At 63.0% G+C, this 23,578-nt stretch carries 22 protein-coding genes; 21 read left to right on the plus strand and 1 reads right to left on the minus strand.

Annotated elements, in window-relative coordinates; translation table 11 throughout:
- The first annotated feature begins 11 nt into the window (after nucleotides 1-11).
- The 21 genes from ABJF88_17165 (at nucleotide 12) to ABJF88_17265 (ending at nucleotide 22,533) form a co-directional block, all read left to right on the plus strand.
- Complete coding sequence (locus tag ABJF88_17165) at nucleotides 12-494, plus strand: SLBB domain-containing protein (GenBank protein MEP0548668.1); 483 nt, start codon at nucleotides 12-14, stop codon at nucleotides 492-494.
- A 130-nt stretch (nucleotides 495-624) separates the two neighbouring features.
- Nucleotides 625-1,515 (plus strand): DUF5715 family protein, encoded by an 891-nt coding sequence (locus tag ABJF88_17170; GenBank protein MEP0548669.1) that lies wholly within the window; start codon nucleotides 625-627, stop codon nucleotides 1,513-1,515.
- A gap of 155 nt (nucleotides 1,516-1,670) precedes the next feature.
- Nucleotides 1,671-1,889, plus strand: coding sequence for a translation initiation factor IF-1 (gene infA / locus ABJF88_17175; GenBank protein MEP0548670.1), 219 nt, complete (start codon nucleotides 1,671-1,673; stop codon nucleotides 1,887-1,889).
- 609 nt (nucleotides 1,890-2,498) lie between these two features.
- Nucleotides 2,499-3,554, plus strand: a complete 1,056-nt coding sequence (locus ABJF88_17180) for an SDR family oxidoreductase (protein MEP0548671.1) — start codon at nucleotides 2,499-2,501, stop codon at nucleotides 3,552-3,554.
- 49 nt (nucleotides 3,555-3,603) lie between these two features.
- Nucleotides 3,604-4,917: a nucleotide sugar dehydrogenase gene (locus ABJF88_17185; protein ID MEP0548672.1), complete on the plus strand. Its 1,314-nt coding sequence runs from the start codon at nucleotides 3,604-3,606 to the stop codon at nucleotides 4,915-4,917.
- Between the two features lie 191 nt (nucleotides 4,918-5,108).
- Entirely contained in the window at nucleotides 5,109-6,173 is a 1,065-nt protein-coding gene (rfbB, locus tag ABJF88_17190) for a dTDP-glucose 4,6-dehydratase (GenBank protein MEP0548673.1), read from the plus strand.
- 251 nt (nucleotides 6,174-6,424) lie between these two features.
- A complete protein-coding gene (locus tag ABJF88_17195) occupies nucleotides 6,425-8,224 on the plus strand; it encodes an ABC transporter ATP-binding protein (GenBank protein ID MEP0548674.1) in 1,800 nt (599 codons plus the stop codon).
- Nucleotides 8,225-8,280: 56 nt separating this feature from the next.
- Nucleotides 8,281-9,888, plus strand: a complete 1,608-nt coding sequence (locus tag ABJF88_17200) for an aldolase catalytic domain-containing protein (protein MEP0548675.1) — start codon at nucleotides 8,281-8,283, stop codon at nucleotides 9,886-9,888.
- Between the two features lie 96 nt (nucleotides 9,889-9,984).
- The gene (locus ABJF88_17205; protein ID MEP0548676.1) at nucleotides 9,985-10,899 is read left to right on the plus strand and encodes a hypothetical protein; all 915 of its coding nucleotides are present in this window, start codon (nucleotides 9,985-9,987) and stop codon (nucleotides 10,897-10,899) included.
- Nucleotides 10,899-11,639, plus strand: a complete 741-nt coding sequence (locus ABJF88_17210) for a 3-deoxy-manno-octulosonate cytidylyltransferase (GenBank protein ID MEP0548677.1) — start codon at nucleotides 10,899-10,901, stop codon at nucleotides 11,637-11,639. The genes ABJF88_17205 and ABJF88_17210 overlap by 1 nt, the downstream gene beginning before the upstream one ends.
- Nucleotides 11,636-12,286, plus strand: coding sequence for an HAD hydrolase-like protein (locus ABJF88_17215; protein MEP0548678.1), 651 nt, complete (start codon nucleotides 11,636-11,638; stop codon nucleotides 12,284-12,286). The genes ABJF88_17210 and ABJF88_17215 overlap by 4 nt, the downstream gene beginning before the upstream one ends.
- A gap of 82 nt (nucleotides 12,287-12,368) precedes the next feature.
- Nucleotides 12,369-13,448, plus strand: coding sequence for a polysaccharide pyruvyl transferase family protein (locus tag ABJF88_17220; GenBank protein MEP0548679.1), 1,080 nt, complete (start codon nucleotides 12,369-12,371; stop codon nucleotides 13,446-13,448).
- Entirely contained in the window at nucleotides 13,445-14,494 is a 1,050-nt protein-coding gene (locus ABJF88_17225) for a glycosyltransferase family 2 protein (protein MEP0548680.1), read from the plus strand. Before ABJF88_17220 ends, ABJF88_17225 begins: the two co-directional genes overlap by 4 nt.
- 71 nt (nucleotides 14,495-14,565) lie before the next feature.
- On the plus strand, nucleotides 14,566-15,762 hold the full coding sequence (locus ABJF88_17230; protein ID MEP0548681.1) for a glycosyltransferase: 1,197 nt from the start codon (nucleotides 14,566-14,568) through the stop codon (nucleotides 15,760-15,762).
- A 35-nt stretch (nucleotides 15,763-15,797) separates the two neighbouring features.
- Nucleotides 15,798-16,859 (plus strand): glycosyltransferase family 1 protein, encoded by a 1,062-nt coding sequence (locus ABJF88_17235; GenBank protein ID MEP0548682.1) that lies wholly within the window; start codon nucleotides 15,798-15,800, stop codon nucleotides 16,857-16,859.
- Nucleotides 16,856-17,926, plus strand: a complete 1,071-nt coding sequence (locus ABJF88_17240) for an EpsG family protein (GenBank protein ID MEP0548683.1) — start codon at nucleotides 16,856-16,858, stop codon at nucleotides 17,924-17,926. Before ABJF88_17235 ends, ABJF88_17240 begins: the two co-directional genes overlap by 4 nt.
- Nucleotides 17,916-18,863 (plus strand): glycosyltransferase family A protein, encoded by a 948-nt coding sequence (locus ABJF88_17245; protein ID MEP0548684.1) that lies wholly within the window; start codon nucleotides 17,916-17,918, stop codon nucleotides 18,861-18,863. Before ABJF88_17240 ends, ABJF88_17245 begins: the two co-directional genes overlap by 11 nt.
- Nucleotides 18,864-18,904: 41 nt before the next feature.
- Nucleotides 18,905-20,059 (plus strand): glycosyltransferase family 4 protein, encoded by a 1,155-nt coding sequence (locus ABJF88_17250; protein MEP0548685.1) that lies wholly within the window; start codon nucleotides 18,905-18,907, stop codon nucleotides 20,057-20,059.
- A 51-nt stretch (nucleotides 20,060-20,110) separates the two neighbouring features.
- Nucleotides 20,111-20,755: a sugar transferase gene (locus ABJF88_17255; GenBank protein ID MEP0548686.1), complete on the plus strand. Its 645-nt coding sequence runs from the start codon at nucleotides 20,111-20,113 to the stop codon at nucleotides 20,753-20,755.
- Nucleotides 20,752-21,360 carry an acetyltransferase gene (locus ABJF88_17260; GenBank protein MEP0548687.1) on the plus strand — a complete coding sequence of 203 codons (609 nt, stop codon included), beginning with the start codon at nucleotides 20,752-20,754 and terminating at the stop codon, nucleotides 21,358-21,360. Before ABJF88_17255 ends, ABJF88_17260 begins: the two co-directional genes overlap by 4 nt.
- A 15-nt stretch (nucleotides 21,361-21,375) precedes the next feature.
- On the plus strand, nucleotides 21,376-22,533 hold the full coding sequence (locus tag ABJF88_17265) for an aminotransferase class I/II-fold pyridoxal phosphate-dependent enzyme (GenBank protein ID MEP0548688.1): 1,158 nt from the start codon (nucleotides 21,376-21,378) through the stop codon (nucleotides 22,531-22,533).
- Nucleotides 22,534-22,546: 13 nt separating this feature from the next.
- On the opposite strand, the gene ABJF88_17270 is transcribed toward ABJF88_17265, so the two are convergent.
- Nucleotides 22,547-23,551 (minus strand): tetratricopeptide repeat protein, encoded by a 1,005-nt coding sequence (locus ABJF88_17270; protein MEP0548689.1) that lies wholly within the window; start codon nucleotides 23,549-23,551, stop codon nucleotides 22,547-22,549.
- Nucleotides 23,552-23,578 lie beyond the last annotated feature (27 nt).

Below are 23,578 nucleotides of genomic sequence, written 5' to 3' on the forward strand. Positions count from 1 at the left end.
CCCGCCGCTCGATGCGTCTCGCCCTCTTCCTCTTCTGCTTCACGATGCTCGGCGCCGGTTCCGCCGAGGCGCAGACCCTCACGACGAACTCGGGCGTAGCGGTCTATCGCTACGCAAACCCGGGGCAGCCGACGATGGACGTCCGCGTGTGGGGGGCCGTCCGGTCGCCCGGCGTCTATCAGGTGGAGCGCGACATGGACCTGATCGAGGTGCTGACATTGGCGGGTGGGCCTTCCATTCCGTCAGCGGACGACCGATCGGTGCGGAACGTGCACGTCGAGATCCTACGCGAAGCGGCGGCCGGCCGCACCGCCGTGCTGACGACGACGCTCGACGCGCTGACAGCGCTGGACACGCCGCTCCCGGACTTGCAGGACGGCGACCTCGTCAGCCTCTCCGTGCAAACGCAGCAGCGCTTCACGTGGCGCGACGCGCTCAGCGTCACGACGTCCGTCGCGGCGCTCGCCGTCCTCGTGCTCCGGATTCTTGAGTAGGAGTCTCGCTCGCGAAGAGGACGAAGTCGGAGCGGCGAGGGGACAGCGCGGTAGTGGGAAACCGTTGGCGGGACGGGCGTACAGTGGGGTGCGTCCTACTACCTCTATCGTCCCTCTCGTGCTGGCTCTCATGGTGAAATACGCACCGATCATCGTCCTCGTCGCCGCATTCGTTTTCAATGGGTGCGAACTGGAGACGACCCCGGCTCCCGCAGCTTCCGAAGTGGACGCGCAGCCCGATGCGACCGATGAGAGGCAGGACGCAGCCGAGGCCCTTGCCGAGAGCGAGCGCGTCCTTTCGACGAACCTCGACCGGATCCTGGCGCACGCCGATTCCATCGAGTCCGCGCTCCGGCCCGTCCCCCTTCTTACGACGGCCCAGACCCGCACCTTTGACCGCTACCGCAACGACGACCACCTCGCTGTCGCCCGTCGCCTCGGGGTCCCGCAGCCGGTCGGCGCGAACGCTCGGGAGCGGCTGCTCGCCGAGGGCCGCCTGGTGCGGCTGGACAACTCTCATTACTGGACCGTCCGCGGTCTCGACTACTCCACGGCGCTCGTTACACCCGACGTGGAAGGGTTGTTGACTGAGATCGGCGAGCGGTTTCAGGCACGGCTAGCGGATCTGGGCGTGCCACCGCTCCGGCTCGAAGTGACCTCCGTGTTGCGGACGGCTGAGGACCAGGCCAGCCTCCGCCGCGTCAATCCCAACGCCGCCCGCGGTGAGAGCACGCACATGTACGGGACGACCGTCGACATCGCATACAGCAGCTTCCGCCCGCCGTCGGAGCCGGTGCTGGCGCTCGACACGGCCGAGGCGCCGTGGCTGGAGCCTCACTTGCGCCGGATGGAGGACGCGGCGACGGAGGCCGGAGCCGCACGGATGTCGCGCGAGTTGCAAGCGGAGCTCGGCCAGGTTCTCCGCGAGATGCAGGCCGAAGGCAAGGTGATGGTGACGATGGAAGTCCGCCAACCGGTCTTCCACATCACCGTCGCTCGCTCCTACGACGAGGGAGCCTGAGTTCGCCCACGGCCGACGCGGCGCATCCCTGCACGAGGTCTACACACGGTGAGCGGACCTTGAGGAGTGTTCGGCCGTATACAGACCATTCGCGTGAGTGATTTTCGCGCGGCCTGCCGCGATGTCCGTTACCAATGCGCTGAGGCGCACTGCCTATGTCTAAGCAACAGCCTATCCAACTCGAAGGCGTCGTCACCGATGCCCTTCCCAACGCTCAGTTTCGAGTCGAGCTCGAGAACGGTCACAAGATCCTCGGCCTGCTTTCCGGCAAGATGAGGAAGTTCTTCATCCGCATCCTCCCCGGCGACCGTGTCGACGTGGAGATGTCGCCGTACGATCTCTCTAAGGGCCGGATCGTCTACCGATACAAGTAAGATGTAAGCCGCGTGAGGGTATCGGTTTGCTTAGCCGATGCGGGACGCCGTGAGTAAGGGAGCCTCCCACCCCTTGCTCCCCACGTAGCGAAGCCGCTTTCCCCCTTTCGTACGAAGAGGGCGCCCCCGAGGCTCGGGAGCGCCCTCTCTACGTTTGTGCCCGCCTGGTCTACGGCGCGCTGCCAGGTCCGATGCTCGCCGCTTGAGCGGAGGCGGGCAACCGCTGCACGGCAGGATACGGAAGCGTGGGAGGGGAAGCTATCAGGCTTTCCCGGAATAGGCGTTAGGAATGGGCCCCGTGCTCGGGTGCGATACCGACACGAAAGGGCAGAGATACTTTGCGCTCGTACACCCTAAGCCGGCGTGAATCGGCTCGTGTTGCCACTGGAGTCCGAATGCGTTCCGCGAGGTTGAGGTCGGGTGGAGCGCGTGCAATGATTCCGTTAAGAGCACCCGATGCACTCGGATGGGCGCGCAGACGCTTTATCATGCGGACTGCCTGGCCGATACCGGGCCTGTTCGCCAGCATCATCGCTTCGCAGTGTCCCGAGATCTGAACCGGGACGGGTCGGGCGAATTCAAGCCCACCTCCCCAAACGTTCCCCTCCTGTGCCCCCTGACGCCCTCCGTTCCTTCCTGCCTGCCGAGCCGCTCACGTGGACGGTTACAGGGTGCGCGGGGTTCATCGGCTCGAACCTGGTGGAGGCGCTGCTGAGCGCGGGGCACCACGTCGTCGGGCTCGACGACTTCTCGACGGGCTACCGACATAACCTCGACGACGTGATAGGGCGGGTGGGGGCCGAAGCCACCGCGCGCTTCACCTTCATCGAAGGTGACATCCGTGACCTCGACGCGTGCCGTCGGGCGTGCGAAGGTGCCGACGTCGTGCTGCATCAGGCGGCGCTCGGGTCGGTGCCGCGTTCCATCGAAGACCCACTTTCGACGCACGCCGTCAACGTTGACGGCTTCGTGAATATGCTCGTCGCCGCGCGCGACGCGGGCGTGGGCCGCTTCGTGTACGCCTCGTCGTCGTCCGTGTACGGCGACCATCCGGGGTTGCCGAAGGTGGAAGCCGAAGTCGGCACGCCGCTGTCGCCCTACGCCGTGTCGAAGCGGACGGACGAGCTCTACGCCCGCACCTTCCAGGACCATTACGGGCTCGAAGTCATCGGCCTCCGCTACTTCAACGTGTTCGGGCGGCGGCAGGACCCGAGCGGTGCGTACGCTGCCGTGATCCCGAAGTGGATCGGCCAGCTTCTCGACGGCGACCGGCCGATGATCTTCGGCGACGGCGAGACGAGCCGGGACTTCTGCTACATCGCGAACGTCGTGCAGGCCAACCTTCGAGCCGGTATCGCGCCGAGCGACGCCACCGGCACGGTCTACAACATCGCGTACGGCGATCGCACGACGCTCAACGGACTCTACGCCGCCATCGTCCAGAACATCGAGGCGGAGCGGCCGGACCTGACGCTGCCCGAGGCCGAGTACGGCCCGTTCCGCTCCGGAGATATTCGCCACTCGCTCGCCGACATTGGTCAGGCACGCGCACGCATCGGCTACGCGCCGACGCACGCCGCCGCCGACGGGCTCCGCGAAGCGATCTCGTGGTACCTCGCCACCTATGCCTCCAGCCCGTCGCCCTCCGCCTCGTCGGTCGGCTGACGCTACGTTCTCTTTTTTCTCTTCGATCTCCACTTTCGCAGTCCGCACTATGTCCGCTGCTAACACGCCCGAAGCGCTCCAGGGCCTCCTCGCCCGTATCGACGACAAGACCGCCCGCGTGGGCGTCATCGGCCTCGGCTACGTCGGCCTCCCGCTTGCCGTCGTCTTCGCCGAGGCGGGGTTTCAGGTCGTCGGCATCGACGTGAATCAGCGCGTCGCCGACGGCCTCAACGCCGGCACGTCGCACATCGAGGACATCCCTGACAGCCGGCTCGGCCCGCTCGTCGAGCAGGGGCTGATCACGGCGACGACCGACTTTAGCCTGCTCGCCGGCTGCGACGGCGTCTCGATCTGCGTCCCGACGCCGCTCCGCAAGACGGGCGACCCCGACATCTCGTACATCATCGCCGCCACCGAGCAGATTGCCGAGTTCGTCCACCCCGGCATGGTCGTCGTCCTCGAGAGCACGACGTACCCCGGCACGACGACGGAGATCATCCTGCCGGCGCTCGAAGACCGCGGCCTCAAGGCGGGCGAGGACTTCTTCCTCTGCTTCTCGCCCGAGCGCGTCGATCCCGGCCGCGAGGACTGGACGACGGTGAACACGCCGAAGGTGATGGGCGGCATCACGCCCGCGTGCTCCCGCGCCGGCGCCGCGCTCTACGGGGCTGCCATTGAGACCGTCGTCCCGGTATCGAGCTCGGAGGCGGCCGAGATGGTGAAGCTGTTCGAGAACACGTTCCGCTCCGTCAACATCGGCCTCGCGAATGAGCTGCTGCTGATGTGCGACAAGCTCGGGCTCGACGCGTGGGAGATCGTCGACGCGGCGGCGACGAAGCCGTTCGGGTTCATGAAGTTCACGCCCGGCCCTGGCCTCGGCGGCCACTGCATCCCGATCGACCCGCTCTACCTCTCGTGGAAGCTCCGCACGCTCAACTACACGGCGCGCTTCATCGACCTCGCGAGCGAGGTGAACACGGGGATGCCGGCGTTCTGGGTGCAGCGCGTGCAGGACGCGCTCAACGACGCGGGCAAGGCCGTCAACGGCAGCCGCGTGCTCGTGCTCGGGGTGGCGTACAAGAAGGACATCTCGGACATGCGCGAGAGCCCGGCCCTCGACATCATCGCGCTCCTGCAAGCGAAGGGCGCCGACGTGGTCTACCACGATCCCCACGTCCCGAGCTTCCGCGAGGACGGCCACGAACTCACCTCCGTCGACGACCTCGACGCTGCCCTCGCCTCGGCCGACTGCACGATCGTCGTCACCGATCACTCGGATTACGATTGGGACGCGATCGCGGAGAAGGCGCGCCTCGTCGTCGACACACGTCGGGCGCTCAAGGGCAGGCCGGTTACGGCATAGTCCGCGCCGGCTTCGGCCGGCGCCGCTCCCTCTGTATTCCAGCCTCCTCGCTCAGCAGGTAGCGGCTACTCGCTGCGGCGAGGCTCCTATTTTTCGTACGATAGAAGGCGTAAGCGTTTGCTGCATCGTTCGGCGTCACCTCGTGGCCGTATCGCTTGAGCCACGAGCCAACGCGCGGCAGTCATTCAGATATGCATGCAGTCCCCAACACGCTCCTCGTCACCGGCGGGGCCGGCTTTATCGGCTCGGCGCTGGTGCGCCACCTCATCCGGCACACGGACTACCACGTCGTCAACGTCGACAAGCTGACGTACGCGGGCAACCTGGAATCTCTCGCGGCGGTGGAGGACGATCCGCGCTACACGTTCGAGCAGGTCGACATCTGCGACGCCGGCGCTGTGGCGCGGCTCTTCGCGACGTATCGGCCGGTCGGCGTGCTGCACCTCGCGGCCGAGAGTCACGTGGACCGCTCGATCGACGGGCCCGCCGCGTTCGTGCAGACGAACCTCGTCGGGACGTTCACGCTGCTCGACGCGGCGCGGGCTTATTGGAAAGAGCTGGGAGAGACGGAGCGCGAGGCGTTCCGATTCCTCCACGTCTCCACCGACGAGGTGTACGGCGCCCTCGGCGACGAAGGGCTCTTCACGGAGGAGACGCCCTACGATCCGTCGTCGCCGTATTCCGCGTCGAAGGCCGGGAGCGACCACCTTGCCCGGGCGTGGCACCGGACCTACGGGCTCCCCGTCCTCGTCACGAACTGCTCGAATAACTACGGCCCATTCCAGTTTCCCGAGAAGCTGGTCCCGGTCGTGATCCTGAAGGCGCTCGACGGGCAGCCGATCCCGGTCTACGGCGAGGGGAAGAACGTGCGCGACTGGCTCTTCGTGGAGGACCACGTAGAGGCGCTCGTGGCCGTGCTGGAGCGGGGCACGCCGGGGGAGACGTACAACGTGGGCGGCCTCAACGAGCAGACGAACCTCGACGTAGTCCACGCGATCTGTGGGCTCATGGACGAACTCCACCCTGACGGCGCGCCCCACGCCGACCTCATCACCTTCGTCACCGACCGCCCTGGCCACGACTGGCGCTACGCCATCGACGCCTCGAAGATCGAGCGGGAGCTGGGCTGGACGCCGCGCGAGACGTTCGAGACGGGGCTGCGCAAGACCGTCCGGTGGTACCTCGACAACGCGACGTGGTGCGAGCGCGTCCGCTCGGGCAAGTACCGGATGGAGCGGCTCGGTACAACCGCTTAACGCCCCGCTCCGTAGCTCCACGCCCGACGAAGCTTAAGCCACGGCGTAGCGCAAACGGATGGGTTCGTTGGAGGCGTATGCAGTCGGCTTCGCTAAACCAACAAGCAGCTACGGAGGCGTCGAGCGTCGGCTGTGTCTCACTTGTCGTGTCAAGATGAGACGAAGGGTTGAAGTGAGCGCCGAATGCACCGATACTGGACCCACGAGCGGGTATCCTCGCGCCCTCCCTTACCAATTTGTCTCACAATATTTTGCCCTCGCTCTTCCGTCAGCTCAGCAGCCTGTTCAACCGCCGCGAGCGGGGGCAGCTTGCGATTCTCGCCGTAGCGCTCGTAGTGCGGGCGGGAGTAGAGATGGTGGGCGTGGGGAGCATCGCGCCATTCATGAGCGTGGTTGCGGACCCGTCCGTGGTGCAGAGCAACGACTGGCTCCGCGCAGCTTATGAGGCGTTCGGGTTTACATCCACGACGGCGTTCCTGGCAGCGCTGGGCGTGGCCGTAGTAGTTGTGCTGGCGGTGAGCAACGCGTTCAGCGCGCTCGCGCTGTGGGGCATGCTGCGGTTCTCATGGGGGACGCATCACCGGCTATCGAACCGGCTGCTCCGGGGCTACCTAGCGCAACCGTACAGCTTCTTCGTCGAACGCAACAGTGCCGCGTTTAGCAAGACGATCCTCACCGAAGTGCAGCAAGTCATTACCGGCGTGTTGACACCGGTGCTGAACATCACAGCCCGGTCGCTCGTGGTGCTGGCACTAGTGGGGCTGCTGATCGTGCTCGACCCGATGCTGGCGCTCGTAATCGTGCTCGTGCTGGGCGGGGCCTATGGAGGACTCTACACACTCGTCAAGGCTAAGCAGCGCCAACTAGGACGTGAGCGTGTGGTTGCGAACCAAGAGCGGTTCAAGGTGACAGCGGAGGCGTTCGGAGGGATCAAGGACGTGAAGGTGCTGGGGCGGGAGGGGGCGTTTACGTCGCGCTTCGCTCCGGCCTCATGGACCTTCTCGAAAGCGGTGGCCTCGAACGCGACCCTCACCCAACTCCCACGATACCTCTTCGAGACCGTCGCGTTCGGGGGGATCGTGATGATCGTGCTCTACTACCTGCAGGCCGGGCAGGGGCTCGCGCAGATCCTTCCGACGATCAGCCTCTATGCGTTCGCGGGCTATCGGCTGTTGCCGGAGTTGCAGCAGTTGTTCAGCGGCGTAGCCTCCATCCGGTTTAACCGCGCCGCACTGGACGACCTTACAAACGACCTCGACCGGTTCGTCCCCCTTTCGATGGCCGCAGACGCTGGTGAACTCCCGTTCGAGGAGGCCATCCGGTTCGAGGACGTGACGTTCCGCTACCCAGAGGCCGACCGCCCTGCGCTGCGAAGTGTATCGCTCTCGGTTCCGCGCAATCAGACGATCGGGCTGGTAGGGGTGAGTGGCTCGGGTAAGACGACGCTAGTGGACTTGCTCTTGGGGCTCTACACGCCCGAGGTCGGGCGGATTTTCGTAGACGACACGCCGTTGATGGTTTCGAACCTGGGGGCGTGGCGACAGCAAATAGGGTATGTGCCTCAGCAGATCTTTCTCTGTGACGATTCGATCGCACAGAACATCGCTTTCGGCGTTCCTGAAGGGCAGATGGAGCTGGAGCGCGTAGAGCGGGCGGCGCGGATCGCACACCTGCACGAGTTCATCACGTCCTTGCCAGAGGGGTATGGCACCGTTGTAGGCGAACGCGGGGTGAGGCTATCGGGCGGGCAGCGCCAGCGCATTGGGATCGCCCGAGCGCTCTACCACGACCCCGAAGTGCTCGTGATGGACGAGGCTACAAGCGCGCTCGACGGTGCCACGGAGAATGCGGTGATGGAGGCGATGCGGGAGCTAGGAGGACGGAAGACCATCGTCCTCATCGCGCACCGTCTCAGCACAGTCGCGGACTGTGACCGCATCTACCTGCTTGACCAAGGCCAGGTCCGGGATCAGGGCACGTATGAAGACCTGGCGCTAAGCAGTTCAGCGTTTCGTTCGATGGCGAATCTTTCTACTGTCGGCTCGGCCTGAACCCCGTTTCGCTACCTGCCGACAGGCTTTTGATCTATCTAGCTACACACGCTCGCATGCATGTAAAGCTGCTCGACTGCACTCTCCGCGACGGCGGGTATTACAACGCGTGGGACTTCGACCGCGACCTCGTCGAGTCATACCTCCAAGCCATGACTGCGCTGGAAGTGGACTACGTGGAACTGGGATTCCGCTTTACTAGCACAGACGGGTTTAAGGGCGCCCTCGCGTACACCACCGATAGCTACATCAATGAATTGCAGGTGCCGGACGGTCTCAGGCTCGGGGTGATGCTGAACGCGAGCGACGTGGTCAACTATTCGGGTGGGATTGAGGCGGCACTAGAGCGGCTGTTCGATTCCGCCGGGGAGTCCCCGGTGATGCTTGTGCGGCTCGCGTGCCACATCCATGAGTTCGAGCAGGCGCTGGACGCGGGGCGCTGGCTTAAGGACCGGGGATACATCGTCGGGATCAACCTGATGCAGATTGCGGACCGGACGGATGAGGAGATCGAGGCGGTCGCCGCTCTGGCCGAGGGGAGCGCCGTGGAAGTGCTCTACTTCGCGGACAGTCTCGGGGGGCTCAATCCGGACCGGACTGCGCACATCATCCAGCGGCTCAGGACGCACTGGACGGGAGCGCTCGGCATTCACACGCACGACAACATGGGGAACGCGCTCGCCAATTCGATGCGCGCGATCCAAGAAGGCGTCACGTGGATCGACGGGACGGTGACAGGAATGGGACGCGGGCCGGGCAACGCGAAGACGGAATACCTTGCGCTCGAACTCGCCCCCTACCGCGGCCGGGCGGGTAACATCACACCGCTGCTCAACCTGATCGACCGGGTGTTCCGCCCGATGCAACAAGAGTACGGCTGGGGCACAAACGCGTACTACTACCTCGCGGGCAAGTACGGCATTCATCCTACATACATTCAGCAGATGTTAGACGACAGCCGGTACGGGGCAGCGGATCTTCAGGCCGTCATCGATCACTTGAGTGCAGAGGGTGGAAAGAAGTTCAGCGTGGACATGCTCGAGAACTCTCGTCAGTTCTATCGGGGTGAGCCACGGGGGACGTGGCGGCCTCGCGACCTGATGGAGGGGCGTGAGGTGCTGATCCTCGGAACCGGTCCCGGTGTGGAAAAGCACCGACTCGCAATCGAGACATTCGTCCGTACTGCGCGGCCAGTTGTTGTAGCGCTCAACACGCAGAGCAGCATCGATGCGGAGTTGATCGACGTGCGAGCAGCGTGCCACCCGGTACGGCTCCTAGCAGACGGCCCCACGCACGCTCGGCTCCCGCAGCCACTCGTAACCCCAGCTTCGATGCTACCAGAGCACGTCCGTGCTGGGCTGAGAAATAAGGAGCTGCTCGACTATGGGATGACGGTTGAGGAGGGAACGCTTTCCTATGCCGAGACCTTCTGCACGTTACCAACCTCGCTCGTGGTACCCTACGCGTTCGCGATGAGCTTATCTGGACGTGCCTCGCGCATTCTGCTGGCCGGATTCGACGGATATCCGGCGGGAGACCCCCGTAACGCAGAGATGGAGTGGGTATTACAGGTGTTCAGAAAGTCGAGTATGAACTTCGACCCCGTTTCACTCACCCCGACAAAGTATCCTCTTGCCAATACTAGTGTATACGCTATGGTCTGAAGCTCCGTATGTCCAGTGGTTTTTTTATGTGCTTAGTGTATTGCAAATCAACAGTGTATGGGTCGATATAGAGCCGTAGCTATAGCCCAAAGTGGGTTGGCTGCCCTAAATATTATTGAGTTTTTTGAACATCTCAAAGTTCGGAATAAGGGGTTAATTATTTTGGCTCCCCTTAAAGAGAGGAAGGAGGAGATGAAACGGGTGATGGATGTATACCACCCAAAATGTAAAGTGAAATGGATTGATAGGGTGAGATGGTCAGAAATTACACCTCGTATTATAAGAGGGCCAGTCTATAGGTTGGAGAACTGGATCTGGGCAGCACAGGCCCTTCTCATTGAACCTAGGGTACTATTAGGAACTGACATCGTCGCTCCCACTCTATGGCCGGGAAGGTTTCAGCAAAGATTTGCTAGGCTATTGCCAAGTATGGAGATTGTCGCCGTAGATGAAGGGGTAACTACTCTATCAGTTTCGCGGAGGCATACGAACCTCCTGTGGTTTACAGCATATGACATAGAGCCAGAAAAGATATGGCACAAAAATAACTATACAGTGACGAGAGAGTTGATAAAAGGGGTGGGCGCGACAGATCAGTCGTGGTTTGTGGGTCAGCCGCGAGGGGTAGGCCGTCAGTTAAGTCTGGAAGATTATGTTGCCATCGTATCGCTTGCCGTGGCTAGGTACGGCGTTACTCATTACTTTCCCCACCCTGCCGAAGAGGAGGAGACTCTAGAAGCAGTTTCTGCTTTAGGTATAAGCATTCAAAGACCCGCCGCTCCTCTGGAACTTCTTCCTATGGATAGGGGAGTGCCTAAGCGTATTGTAGGCATATCATCTGCTGCAGTCGTGAACTTCAAGATTCTATATGGCGATTCTTTAGAATGTGTAACGATAGGGCCTCGGAGCTTTACCGAAGGGCAACTTGGTAGCTGGTATAAAAGCGCGGCGGTGATGGGAGTAGATGTCGTTCCGTTCGCTGTAACTCATAAGATAGTGGGGGGGGAATAGTGAGATCGGTTGCTTTTATTCCGGCTCGCTACGCGTCAAGCCGCTTTCCCGCTAAGCCGCTCGTGCCCTTACTGGGGGTACCGATGGTTGCGCACGTGGCTCGTCTCACGGCGGAGGCAGTCGGTCAGGAGCACACTTACGTTCTGACGGACGACGCACGCATCCGGTCGGTCGTTGAGGAGTTCGGCTACCAGGCACTCATGACCTCGTCGGATGCGCTCACAGGCACGGACCGGCTCGCGGAGGCGACCGAGCAGGTAGAAGCTGACCTCTACGTGAATGTGCAGGGCGACGAGCCGATGCTTAATCCTGCTAGTATTAGACAGGTGATCGAGACGAAGAGACGGATGCCGAATCTGGTCGCCAATGCGATGACGCAACTCGGTCCCGACGAGGATCCGCACAACGTCAACATCCCGAAAGTCGTAGCGAACGAGGAGGGCCGAATGCTCTACATGTCGCGGCGTGCGGTGCCGGGGTTTAAGGACGAGCGCAATGCTCCAGAGGCGTATTGGAAGCAGGTCTGCATCTACGCCTTCACACGATACGAACTGTGTGCCTTTGCAACGTTCGGACGAAAGTCTGTGCTGGAGCGGAGTGAGGACATTGAGATCTTGCGATTCCTGGAAATTGGGGTCGGCATCCAGATGGTGAAGGTGGCAGGCGGCTCGCTCGCCGTAGACGTGCCCAGCGATGTGGTTGTGGTAGAGCGGGCGATGAAAGAACGGGGTCTCGTATGACGATTGGTCCGTACTCGACCTGGCTGTTCGACTGCGACGGCGTCCTGCTAGACTCCAACGCGGTCAAGACCGAAGCCTTCCACGCTCTGGCGCTACCATTCGGTGAGGACGTAGCGGACGCGCTAGTGACGCATCACCGTCAGCAAGGTGGGGTGTCGCGCTTCGTGAAAGTCAGATACCTCTACGAAGAACTTCTCGACCGATGCGGCGCGGAGGAAGAGATCGAAGCGGGCATCCGAGAATACGGGCGCCTCGTTAAAGAGCGGCTCCTCGTTTGTCCCGAAACGCCCGGCCTTCGTGAGTTCCTGGACCGACTGCCCGAGGGCACATACCGAGCCGTGATCTCCGGAGGCTTGGAGGAAGAGGTTCGGCATGTACTGCAGGTGCGAGGCCTATCCAGTTACTTCGATGCAATCTATGGCAGTCCTCGTACCAAGGGCGAGGTCTTTACGGAGATTGGTCACACCCGTCCGCTCGGGAGAGAGGCAGTCTATCTGGGCGACAGCCGCTACGACTTCGAAGTAGCAAAGCAGTTCGGAATGGATTTCATCTTCGTCTCCGGTCACACCGAGTTTGAAGGATGGCGTTCCTACTTCGAAGATGAGGTGCCTGTGGTGGATTGGCTCTCCTGTATAAACACGAAGTAATGCTAGGCTTTTTACGGCACCGTTCAGGTGGGGCATGGAGTCTTGGATTTAAGGAAGTCGAATGCAACTCACCTTGAGATCTATGATTGATTCTATTAAAGGCTGGGTGCCACTTAAGCTCAAACAGCGGGTCCGGTCAATCGTAGTCAGGGAAGACCTCGATCTGTCGGGGGATAGGAGGGCTTTCCTTTTTCTCGCGGCTGACTATGGCAACATCGGCGACATAGCCATTACCGCGGCGCAAGAGCACTTCTTGAAGAGTCATGCAGGGCAATACAACGTGGTCGTAGTGCCGATCAGCAAGACGCGCTCCCTCCTCCGCTCGATCAAGAAGCAAATCACTCCCTCTGACCTTGTCACCATCGTCGGGGGCGGCAACATGGGATCGCTCTATCCGGAGATCGAGGCGCTGCGCCAGCTGGTAATCCGCAGCTTTCCCCGGAATCGGATCGTCTGCTTCCCGCAAACCCTCGACTGGGAGGACTCGCCGGAGTCGGCGAAGGCCATCGAGCGGATCGTGGACATTTACTCCGGTCACGGCGATCTGCACGTCTTCGCCCGCGAAGCGGTCAGCCGGGATAAGCTGCGTGACCTGTTCTCCGCACACGATTCGGTCCGGGTGGGATACGCGCCGGACGTAGTTCTCAGCGCGACCGCCACTGACCTCGGTGCGGACGCCGTCACGCCCAGAGACGGCATCCTGCTCTGCATGCGGGGGGACCGAGAGCGAGCCGTCACCGAAGAACAACGCCAGGCGCTAGGCGCGGCCCTGGCGCGTACGGGCCTGGAGGTGAAGATCACGGATACGCACGCCGGCGGCTCCGGACTGAGGGAGGACCATTGCCGTGGACTGCTGCGGGACAAAGTTGACCAGTTCCGCTCGGCCCGACTCGTAGTGACCGACCGCCTGCACGGTATGATCATGGCCGTAGTTGCAGGCACACCGTGCCTGGTGCTGCCGAACTCGAACCACAAGATCCGGCAGACTTATGAGGACTGGCTCAGCGACAATCCCCTCGTCCAGCTTGTGCGTCCCGATCAACTCGCGTCTGTAGAAGAGAGGCTGGAGAACCTGCTTGCCTCAGCGCCGGCCGAGACGAATGCGGCTCCGGTGGACGTGAGCCACTACGCGGAACTCCAGAAAGCCCTCACACGGCCATGACAACTCGTACGCAGCCCCTGGTCTCGGTCATCGTTCCCGTCTACAATGTAGAGGGGTACATCGATGCGTGCTTGGAATCGGTGAAGGGCCAGACGTACCGTAACCTCGAGATCCTCCTCGTGGAAGATTGCTCCACCGACGACTCGTTGCGGGCGCTTGAGAAGCATGCCGTCGACGGGCGCGTGCGCCTCCTACGGCATGCGCAGAACGCCGGGCTTTCCGCTGCACGCAACACGGGCATCGAGGCGGCCCGGGGAGACTACCTGCTGTTCATAGATTCCGACGACTTCGTCGAGCCAGATCTGGTGGAATCGTGTGTCGAGTGCGCGCTGGACAACGACGCGGATCTGGTGCTTTTTGACTTCGCTCCATTTCGAGATGGGAGCCAGGTCCACCGGCAGAGGGCGCACGCCGGGGCTTCACTCAGCGAGATCCCTGCTCGCGATGCGAGCTTCTTCGCGTTACCCCAGTTCGCCTGGCTCAAGTTCATCAGGGCCCCGCTGGTCCAGGAGCGTAGCCTCCGCTTTCCGGTGGGCCACTACTACGAAGATGGACCCTTCCACTGGGAACTGGGTCTCCACGCGGAGCGGGTCTTCCACCTGAAGGAGCCTTTCTACCACTACAGGCAGCGTGGCACTTCGATTACGGGCTCGGGCGGGACGAAGCTGTTCGACCAGTTCGCCACCCAGCGGATGATCGCCGAAGCCCTCGAAAGGGGTGGGCGCGCGCCAGGAGCAGCCGGACAATTGGCCGCCAAGGTCTACAGGAGCATCTGGTTCATCGCGAACAACATCGCGGACGAATTGCTGAGCGAGGCGTTGAGCGAGATACGGGAACACCTGCAGGCTACCTCGGGCTTTCGGCAGAAAGCAGACTTGGATGCGAAAACGGCTCTGCTGCTGCTGCTCGTCACGTTGCCCCGCCCGCTGGCGCTGGGCTCGATCCGGGCGATGCGCAAGACGGTACGGCTGGTTTCTCCAGCAAGGCGCGCCGTCGATAAGAGGCGAGATTCCGCTCTGTCCTCCACGCACGTAGCGTTGGGTTGATTGTAGGAAATGGCAGATAGTCCCTCCTTCAGAGTTGAACCAAACGGGATGCCTCGGGCGTCGGGTCGCACATGAGAAAAGTCGTCATCGTAGCTGAATGGATCCGCCCCATCGGGGGGGTGTCAACCAGTTTGCTCGACTTGCTGCGGCATGTCGACTACTCGCGCGATGACCTCACCCTCGTCTTGCTCAATTCCTCGGGTGAAGGGGAGGATATGGTTCCAGAGCACGTTAAGCTGATCTCCTTCAGGGATCTCGTCCCCTACGCCGGCCTCAAGAGGGCTATTCCCACGCTACTGAGGCAAGGGCGCTGGGGTGCAGCGGCTCGCAATGTGGCGAACTGGGCGACCGCGCGGATTAGCGGCGATGTTGGGAAACGCATGCGGTATCTGGCCAGCCGCGTCGAAGCCTTGCCCGGCGAGTATGATGTCGCGGTTGGCTACGCCATGCTCGACAGCTTCAGCAATCAGTACGTCGCGGACCGCGTCGTGGCGGGCAAGAGGATCATGTGGTGCCACACCCATCCCGCGCTGTATGGCGCTCACGGCCTGAGCGGGATGGAGCGGACGTACGAGCGTTTCGATGTGATCAACTGCGTGTCAGCGAGCGGTATGGAAGCCCTAGTCGAGCGGTTTCCCACCCTGAAATCCAAGGTGAGAGTGCGGCACAACATCATCGACGCCGAGCGTATCCGGCGCCTCGCACAGATCGAGGTGCCAGCCCGGAGTGGTTCGTTCACCCTGTGCACGGTCGCGCGGCTGTCCTACGAGAAAGGGATCGACCTCTTGGTGGGAGCGGCTGCCCACCTCAAGCGCGATGGGATCCGTTTCACGTGGTGGGTCATCGGCCCCGATTATGATCTCGATTATACAGCGGCCGTTCGGAGCAGCATCAGAGAACAGGGTCTTGATGCGGAAGTGAAGCTCCTTGGGCCGCAGGCCAACCCGTATGGCTACATGGCAGCGTGCGATATCTACGTACAAACTTCCAGGATCGAAGGACGTTGCTCGACCATCCAAGAGGCTAGGGCGCTAGGGAAGCCCATCATAACTACTTCCTTCGAGGCGGCGCTAGAGCAGATCAGTCATCGTGTGACGGGATCCGTCGTCGCCATCAGTGCTGAGGCCTTGTACCAAGAGATCATCTCGCTGATGAATAACCCCACGGTCCTTTCCCAATACAGAGCAGCAGCTCTGGATGTCGTAGCTACGCCTCGGGTCAATGCTTCAGAGGAACTCTTGGATGTCGAGCTTGGAGTGATAGCGTAATGGCGGTTCAACGGATACTCCATATCGTCGGCCGGATGGACAGGGCGGGAGCCGAGACGATGGTGATGAACCTGTATCGGTCCATCGACCGGAGTCGCTACCAGTTCGACTTCGCTACGTTCACGAGCGACCGGTGCGACTACGACGAAGAGATCGAGGCGTTGGGTGGGAGAATCATCCGAATACCCGGTCGCAACGCACTAACGCGGTTTATAGGTCTCTGGCGCTTGTTGCGTAGGGGCGAATGGCGCATTGTGCATTCCCACACCCTGTTCAGCACCGGCCTTCACCTGCTCGCTGCTCAACTCGCAGGGGTCCCGGTTCGGATCGCGCATTCCCATAACACCGCCGATGCGAACAGCCAGTCGACGGTAGGGAGGAGGTACCAGGTGTTCTCTAGGCGCCTGTTGAACAGAGTGCCTACCGACTACGTCGCGTGTGGGCGCGCAGCGGCATCCTACCTATTTCCGGGTCGATCAGAAGTCACGATCATCCCCAACGCGATCGACGTTCGGGCCTTCCTCGAGGAGTCAGGCTCTACTGTTCGGCAGGGGCTCGGGATCGACCCGGGCTGTTTGGCGATCATCCAGGTCGGCCGCTTGCAATCTGTCAAGAACCACGCCTTCTCCCTACGCATCGCGGACGCATTGCGGGAAGCAAGGCAGGACTTTCAGATGCTGTTCGTAGGGAGTGGGGAGCAGCAGGAGAGCGTCGAAGGCGAGATCCGAGAGCGAGGCCTGGGGCATCATGTCAGGCTGCTTGGAGTCAGGGAGGATATCGCGGCACTCATGGGGGCTGCCGATGTGATGTTGATGCCCTCGCTGCATGAGGGTTTTCCAGTCGTTCTAGTCGAGTCCCAAGCCTCAGGGCTCCCGGCCGTCGTGTCGAAGTCAATATCTCCTGAGGTAGACCTGGGTTTAGGACTCGTCGAGTTCGTCGACTTAGCTGTGTCTCCAGCACAATGGGCGGACCGGATCGTAAAAACGGTTTCCAAACCGATCCTCGACCCCGTTGCTAGAGAGGTAATTCTTAATGAGCACGGCTTTTCCGCCGCCGCTGGCGCTCGCCGGCTCGCCTGTATGTACGCAAACTCATGATCCCTTACCTCCTCGTCCTGCTGGCCGTCGTGGTGATAGCCTATCTGGGTCGTATCGCTAACAACAGGTTGCTGCGCGGGATCAGTCTAGGCACTGTGGGACTCATTCTGGTGGGGTTCGCGGGGCTACGGGATGTAAGTGTCGGAACCGATACGGGTACTTATGTGCGGCAATTCCTGAGGGCAGATGTTGCCGCATCGATCACACGTACTACAGAAGTAGGGTACACATTCTTGACGTGGTCCATCAGAGAGCTAACGGATTCATACGCCGTGCTGCTAACTCTGATCGCTGTGATTGTGGTCGGGTGTTACTTGGCTACTATCCGGAAGACAGTGCAGCGTTATGAGACTGCCATTTTCGTCTTCGTGTGTCTAGGCGTCTACACCTTCTTCTTTAATGGCGCCCGGCAGGGGATCGCTGCCGCGCTCTGCTTCGCGGCGTTGCCCTACCTGCTAGAGCGACGAGTGCTTCCTTATCTGCTCATCGTAGGTATGGCTACGCTTTTCCACCACACTGCGCTCGTTGCCCTGCCTTTATACTATCTCATTTCGCCTCGCCTAGACATTACCAGGCTGTTCCTTGTGGCAGGAGCGACACTGGGCTTGATCGTACTCCTTGAGGCTTTTGTAGAGTTGGCAACGGAATTGGTGAGCGATAAATACGCTTCGTATGCTCAGAAGGGGAAAGGGGGCGGAGCAGTCCTCGCGTCGTTTCTGGTTAGTCAGGGGATAGGTTTCTTCTTGCTAAGGAACCGGATAGGGAATTTTAAAGAAGAGTATGCCTTGTTGTTCAATATCTACCTGATCGGTCTCGTCCCGGTGGTAGCAGCGGTCGTGACTGACGTCAATCCTTCTGGCCTCCTCCGATTTCATTTGTATTTTAGTCCCGTTTCCATCCTGCTTTGGCCGATGATATTTCGTAATGTAAGAGGTTCTTCAGAACGCGCTTTTTTTGGCTTCATGTTTATCGTATTTATGATGTCATTCTTTGTGATGACTACGAGGACATTTAGCGACCTTGCGCCCTACAAAACGAATCAAGACATTCTACGTGTTGAGTACTAGCAAAGTGAAGACGGTCAGAGAACTTCCAGCGGTGTCAATCGGCATCCCATTCTACAACGCCGAGAACTACCTGCTCGATGCTATCAAGTCTGTCTTCGCGCAGACCCACAAGAACTGGGAACTCATCCTGCTGGACGATGGCTCGACCGATCGCTCGCTGGAAATAGCCCGTTCCATTGACGATCCGCGCGTCCGTGTGTACTCGGACGGCCAGAACAAGCGCCTCGCCGCTCGTCTCAACGAGATCGCGCACCTTGCTCGCTTTGATTACCTGGCGCGGATGGATGCGGATGATCTGATGGCCCGAGATCGGCTGGAGAAGCAGTTACATGTTCTCCTGTCCGACTCTCAGGCGGATCTAGTTACGACCGGTGTATGCTCGTTGCGTGACGACGGTGAGCCCGTCGGATTTCGGTGCGTTCCTGACGGGCACCAGATCGTGCCATACCGGCTCCTGGGCGGTAAATCTGGCATCGTGCATGCCGCCGTACTAGGCCGTCGAAAATGGTTTCTACGGAACCCGTACGACGAAAGTCTGCCCAAGTCAGAAGACGCAAACCTCTGGGTGCGTGCCTTCGCCAAGAGAGATTTGAATGTCAGGTTCATCACGGAACCACTGTATTTCTATCGTGAGGATGGAAACGTTACCATTGAAAAATTGCTCCTGAGCTACCGTATAGGCAGGGGGACGATAATCCGTGACGCGAACGAAACGTTCGGGGTACTAGACAGAGTCTGGGCGCTCAGTCGAAATAGTGCTAAAAGTGTGGGGGTCTGGCTACTCAGCACGCTTGGGAAGATGGATCTGGTTCGTGCCCGTAGAAACACGGAGTTAATTGATAGGGCAGGGAGGGAGTATATCCTAAGTGAGATTATTGAAATACAATCAGTGCCTTTGCCTCTCCGGGCTTGTTCAAACTTGGGGGAGGGCAACTAGGAATGTGCACCCCGCGCCTTCTCTATATCGTTACCCACGGGATGAGCGCCGTCCACCTCCTCAAAGGGCAACTCGCCTGGATGCGGGAGGCGGGGTTCGACGTCCGCGTACTCGCATCCTCTCCGTCCGACCTCGACCGCGTCGCCGAGCGCGAAGGCGTGGAGACCGGCGCCGTCCCGATCGTGCGTGAGATCGATCCCTTGCAGGACCTCAAGGCGCTCGTCGCCCTGTATCGGGAGATGCGGGCCTGGCGGCCCGACATCGTGAACGCGAGTACGCCGAAGGCCGGACTGCTCGGGATGCTCGCCGCCTGGGCGGCCCGCGTCCCCGTGCGCATCTACGTGCAGCGCGGCCTCCGCCTGGAAACGGAGACGGGGGGCAAGCGCCTCCTGCTCGCTACGATGGAGCGCATCGCCTCCGCCTGCGCCCACCGCGTCTTCGGGGTCGGGCGGAGCCTGGCGGACCGCTACGTCGAGCTCGGCCTCGCGCCGAGGGCCAAGGTGGCCGTGCTCGGGGCGGGTTCGTCCAACGGGGTGGATGTGGCGCGCTTCGCCGAGGTCGATCCCGCGAGGGTCGGCCTGCTCCGTCGCGAGCTGGGACTACCCGATGACGCCCCGGTGATCGGGTTCGTAGGCCGGTTCACGAGAGACAAAGGGCTCGTCGAACTCGTCGACGCCTTCGACCGCGTTCGGGTGTCGGTGCCCGACGCGCGCCTCCTCCTCGTCGGCGACTTCGAGGCGGGGGACCCGGTGCCGGAGGCTACGGCCGAGCGGATCCGTTCCCACCCCGCGATCGTGCTGGCCGGCTTCGTGCCGGACACCGCGCCCTACTTCCACCTCGTGGAGGTGCTGGCCTTTCCCTCGCACCGAGAGGGGTTGCCGAACGTCCCGCTCGAAGCGGCCGCCGCGGGCGTGCCCACCGTCGGCGCACGGGCGACGGGCACGGTCGATGTCGTCGTGGACGGGCAGACGGGCGTCTTCGTCCCCGTGGGCGACTCCGAGCGGCTGGCCGAGGCGTTGCGTGCCTACCTCGTGGATCCGGCGTTGAGGGCACGTCACGGCCGGCGGGCGCAGGAGCACGTGCGGGAGGCGTTCGCCCCCGAGCGGATCTGGCAGGCGCTCTACGCCGAATACGTGAATAGCCTGCGTGAGCGTGGGCGTACTGCGGTGGTGCCCGAACCCCGGGTGCCGGCGTGATGTTTATCGGCCGGCCAGCTCCGCCACTTTCCTATGAGTGAACACGCAACCATGTCCCCCTCTACCGCTTACCGACGCTGGGGCAAGCCGCTCTTCGACCGCGCGGCCGCAGGGGTCGGGCTCGTCGTGCTCGCCCCCGTGCTGGTCGGGCTGGCCGTCGCGATCCGGTGGCGGCTCGGCAGCCCCGTGCTCTTCCGGCAGACGCGGCCCGGCCTCGGCGGGCAACCCTTCGAGATGGTCAAGTTCCGCACGATGACAGACGAACGGGACGCCGACGGACACCTGCTGCCCGACGCCGAGCGTCTCACGTCGTTCGGCCGGTTCCTGCGCGCTGCCAGCCTCGACGAACTCCCCGAACTGGGGAACGTGCTCCGGGGCGAGATGAGCCTCGTCGGCCCGCGCCCGCTTCTCATGCGCTACCTCGACCGGTACACGCCCGCGCAGGCTCGGCGCCACGACGTCCGGCCCGGCATCACAGGGCTCGCCCAGGTGAGCGGCCGCAACGCGCTGGGGTGGGAGGAGAAGTTCGCCCTCGACATCGAGTACGTGGAGCGCGTTTCGTTCCGGCTCGACCTCTGGATCTTAGCGCAGACCGTCCGCAAGGTGTTCATCCGCGAGGGGATCAGCGCCGGGCAGCACGCGACGATGCCGGAGTTCATGGGGGACGACGTCCCGGCTGGGGGCTCCACCCGATGAGTGTGCTCGTAATCGGGGGCGGAGGCCACGCCAAAGTCGTAATCGCGACGCTCCGCGCGGCGGGCGTTGCCGTGGCGGGCGTGCTCGACGACGACGCGGCGAAGCATGGCTCGACGTTGCTCGGAGTCCCCGTCATCGGATCGGTCGAGCGCGCGACCGGCGGCGAGCACGATGCTGTTATTGCTGTGGGGCACAACGCGACGCGGAAGCGGATCGCCGAGTCCCTCCCCGACGTCCGGTGGGCGACGGTCGTCCACCCGCACGCCGTCGTCCACGAATCGGTCCGGCTGGGCGAGGGCGCGGTGGTGTTTGCCGGCGCTGTCGTGCAGCCCGACGCGCGCCTCGGCGCGCACACGATTATCAACACCGGCGCTTCGGCCGATCACGACAACGAACTCGGCGACTACGTCCACCTCGCTCCGGGCGTCCGCCTCGCCGGCGGCGTGACCCTGGAGGAGGGCGCATTCATGGGCATCGCGAGCGCGGCGCTGCCAGGCGTGCGCGTCGGTGCCTGGACGACCGTTGGGGCAGGCGGCGTCGTGACCCGCGACCTTCCCTCCGGTGTGACCGCGGTTGGTGTGCCCGCCTGCCCGCTCTCTTTCTGAACTGTATCCGCTGCTATGCCTGAACGTATTTATCTCTCTCCGCCGCACCTCGGCGAGGACGAGCTCCGCTTCGTCCACGAAGCTTTCGCTACCAACTGGGTCGCCCCGATCGGGCCGCACGTCGACGCGTTCGAGCGCGAGTTCGCGGCCCACGTCGGGGCCGAGCACGCCGTCGCGCTCTCGTCGGGCACGGCGGCGCTCCACCTCGCCCTCCTCCTCGCGGGCGTCGGGCAGGGCGATGAGGTGTTGGTCTCGACGCTGACGTTCTGCGCGAGCGTGAACCCCATCCTCTACCAGGGCGGTCGGCCGACGTTCATCGACAGCGAGACGGCGTCGTGGAACCTCGACCCGAACCTCGTCGAGGACGTGCTGCGCGCGCGCGACCAGGCCGGGACGCGGCCCACCGCGCTCGTCGCCGTCCACCTCTACGGGCAGACGGCCGACCTCGACCCGCTCGTGGCGCTGTGCGAGCGCTACGGCGTCACGCTCATCGAGGACGCGGCCGAGGCATTGGGCGCCACGTACAAGGGCCGCGCGCCGGGGACCTTCGGCCAGAGCGGGATTTTCTCGTTCAACGGTAACAAGATTATCACGACCTCCGGCGGCGGAATGCTCGTCACCGGCGATGCCGACCTCGCCGCGCACGCCCGCAAGCTGGCGACGCAGGCGCGCGACGCAGCCCCGCACTACGAGCACTCCGAGGTCGGCTTCAACTACCGGCTCTCGAACGTGCTCGCGGGCATCGGCCGCGGCCAGCTCCGCGTGCTCGACGACCGCGTGGACGCCCGGCGCGATCACTTTGCCTATTACCAAAAGCACCTCGGCGATCTGCCGGGCGTCGCGTTCATGCCGGAGGCGGACTGGGGCCGCGCGACGCGGTGGCTCACGTGCCTCACGATCGACCCCGACGCGTTCGGTGCAGACCGCGAACACATCCGGCTCGCGCTGGAGGACGAGAACGTCGAGGCGCGGCCCGTGTGGAAACCGATGCACCGGCAGCCGATCTATGCCGAGTACGAAGCCGTCGGCGGGGCCGTCGCCGACCGCCTGTTCGAGCGGGGGCTGTGCCTCCCGTCGGGCTCCTCGCTCACGGAGGAGGAGCGGGCACGCGTCGTCGCCCTTGTCCGATCCGTTCACGAACGCGCGGCGGCCGGGCATCCCGTCAGCGTGTAGCCAGCGGTTGAGGCTACGGGAGCGGGACGCGATAGCGCAGGCCCGCTCCCAGGAACGTGAGCAGGTCGCTGGAGCCGCTCGTACTCACGCGGTCCACGGCGTCGCCGGGGAACGAGGCGGCGAGGTTCACCTCGGCGAAGCCGACGAGGTCCGGCGTGAGCGTGACGTCGAGGCCGACCCCCACCTGAGGGCCGACGCCCACCCGCATTTCGCTGTTGAGGCGGCTGAAGAAGCCGCTCGCGCCGGCCTGCACGTACGGTGTGACCGACATCTCCCGCCCGATACGCGCCCGCGCCATCAGGGCCAGCACGTGCACCCACGCGCTCGACCCGTCGGGGCGGACCTGCACGTCCTCGGGGCGGACGTCGTTCGTCAGGAGGAGGGGGAGGCGGACGGCGCGGTACGAGGCAACGGCCGCGAGCGATCGGTGGAAGGCGTAGCTCCCGTCGAGGGCGAACGAGAAGCCGCCGTTCAGCCGGAACTCCTCGACGAGCGATCCCCCGTCGACCCCGCGCTCGCCGCTGTAGCTCCCCGCACCCAGCGATACACCGACGTAAGCCTCCTTCGCTGACGCGCGCTGCGTGGGGAGTGCCGGGGCCTCCGCCATCGGCGCTTCGGTGGCGTCGCGGGGCGGTGGCACGTCGGCCACGCGCAGCTGGTCGCGGATCGTCTCGACGAGCGCGACATACGTGGGCGGGTCGAGGACGGGGTCGGGGCGGTAGTCGAACGAGACGCCGAGCAGCCGGATCACGGCCCGCTTGGCCTCGGCGAGATCGTCCTGGCGGAGGTGGATGAGGGCCAGCAGCCGGTACGCTCCGAGCGCGTCGGGGTCGCCCACGGCCGGGCGTTCGAGACAGGCGCGGACGGCCTGCTCGGCGTCATCGAAACGCTGGCTCGTGTAGTGATCCTGCGCGCGTGAGAGGAGCACAGCGCAGTCCGGCTCCGGCTGCGCCATGACGCCCGCGACGGAGAGGACGAGAGCGAGGCCGACGGCGAAGGCGGAAGCGAGCGTGCGCATGGCAGCGTGAGGCGAAAGCGTATGGAG

The sequence above is a fragment of the Rhodothermales bacterium genome (genome assembly GCA_039944855.1).
GTDB lineage: Bacteria > Bacteroidota > Rhodothermia > Rhodothermales > JANQRZ01 > JBBSMX01.

Excerpts from the sequence above, each read along its gene's own strand:
- ABJF88_17225 (MEP0548680.1), top strand. The coding sequence starts at position 13,445 with ATGACAACTCGTACGCAGCCCCTGGTCTCGGTCATCGTTCCCGTCTAC.
- ABJF88_17265 (MEP0548688.1), top strand. The coding sequence starts at position 21,376 with ATGCCTGAACGTATTTATCTCTCTCCGCCGCACCTCGGCGAGGACGAG.
- ABJF88_17165 (MEP0548668.1), top strand. The coding sequence starts at position 12 with ATGCGTCTCGCCCTCTTCCTCTTCTGCTTCACGATGCTCGGCGCCGGT.
- ABJF88_17270 (MEP0548689.1), bottom strand. The coding sequence starts at position 23,551 with ATGCGCACGCTCGCTTCCGCCTTCGCCGTCGGCCTCGCTCTCGTCCTC.
- ABJF88_17185 (MEP0548672.1), top strand. The coding sequence starts at position 3,604 with ATGTCCGCTGCTAACACGCCCGAAGCGCTCCAGGGCCTCCTCGCCCGT.
- ABJF88_17260 (MEP0548687.1), top strand. The coding sequence starts at position 20,752 with ATGAGTGTGCTCGTAATCGGGGGCGGAGGCCACGCCAAAGTCGTAATC.
- ABJF88_17255 (MEP0548686.1), top strand. The coding sequence starts at position 20,111 with ATGTCCCCCTCTACCGCTTACCGACGCTGGGGCAAGCCGCTCTTCGAC.
- ABJF88_17250 (MEP0548685.1), top strand. The coding sequence starts at position 18,905 with ATGAGCGCCGTCCACCTCCTCAAAGGGCAACTCGCCTGGATGCGGGAG.
- ABJF88_17230 (MEP0548681.1), top strand. The coding sequence starts at position 14,566 with ATGAGAAAAGTCGTCATCGTAGCTGAATGGATCCGCCCCATCGGGGGG.
- ABJF88_17200 (MEP0548675.1), top strand. The coding sequence starts at position 8,281 with ATGCATGTAAAGCTGCTCGACTGCACTCTCCGCGACGGCGGGTATTAC.
- ABJF88_17215 (MEP0548678.1), top strand. The coding sequence starts at position 11,636 with ATGACGATTGGTCCGTACTCGACCTGGCTGTTCGACTGCGACGGCGTC.
- ABJF88_17170 (MEP0548669.1), top strand. The coding sequence starts at position 625 with ATGGTGAAATACGCACCGATCATCGTCCTCGTCGCCGCATTCGTTTTC.
- ABJF88_17240 (MEP0548683.1), top strand. The coding sequence starts at position 16,856 with ATGATCCCTTACCTCCTCGTCCTGCTGGCCGTCGTGGTGATAGCCTAT.
- ABJF88_17235 (MEP0548682.1), top strand. The coding sequence starts at position 15,798 with ATGGACAGGGCGGGAGCCGAGACGATGGTGATGAACCTGTATCGGTCC.
- infA (MEP0548670.1), top strand. The coding sequence starts at position 1,671 with ATGTCTAAGCAACAGCCTATCCAACTCGAAGGCGTCGTCACCGATGCC.
- ABJF88_17220 (MEP0548679.1), top strand. The coding sequence starts at position 12,369 with ATGATTGATTCTATTAAAGGCTGGGTGCCACTTAAGCTCAAACAGCGG.
- rfbB (MEP0548673.1), top strand. The coding sequence starts at position 5,109 with ATGCATGCAGTCCCCAACACGCTCCTCGTCACCGGCGGGGCCGGCTTT.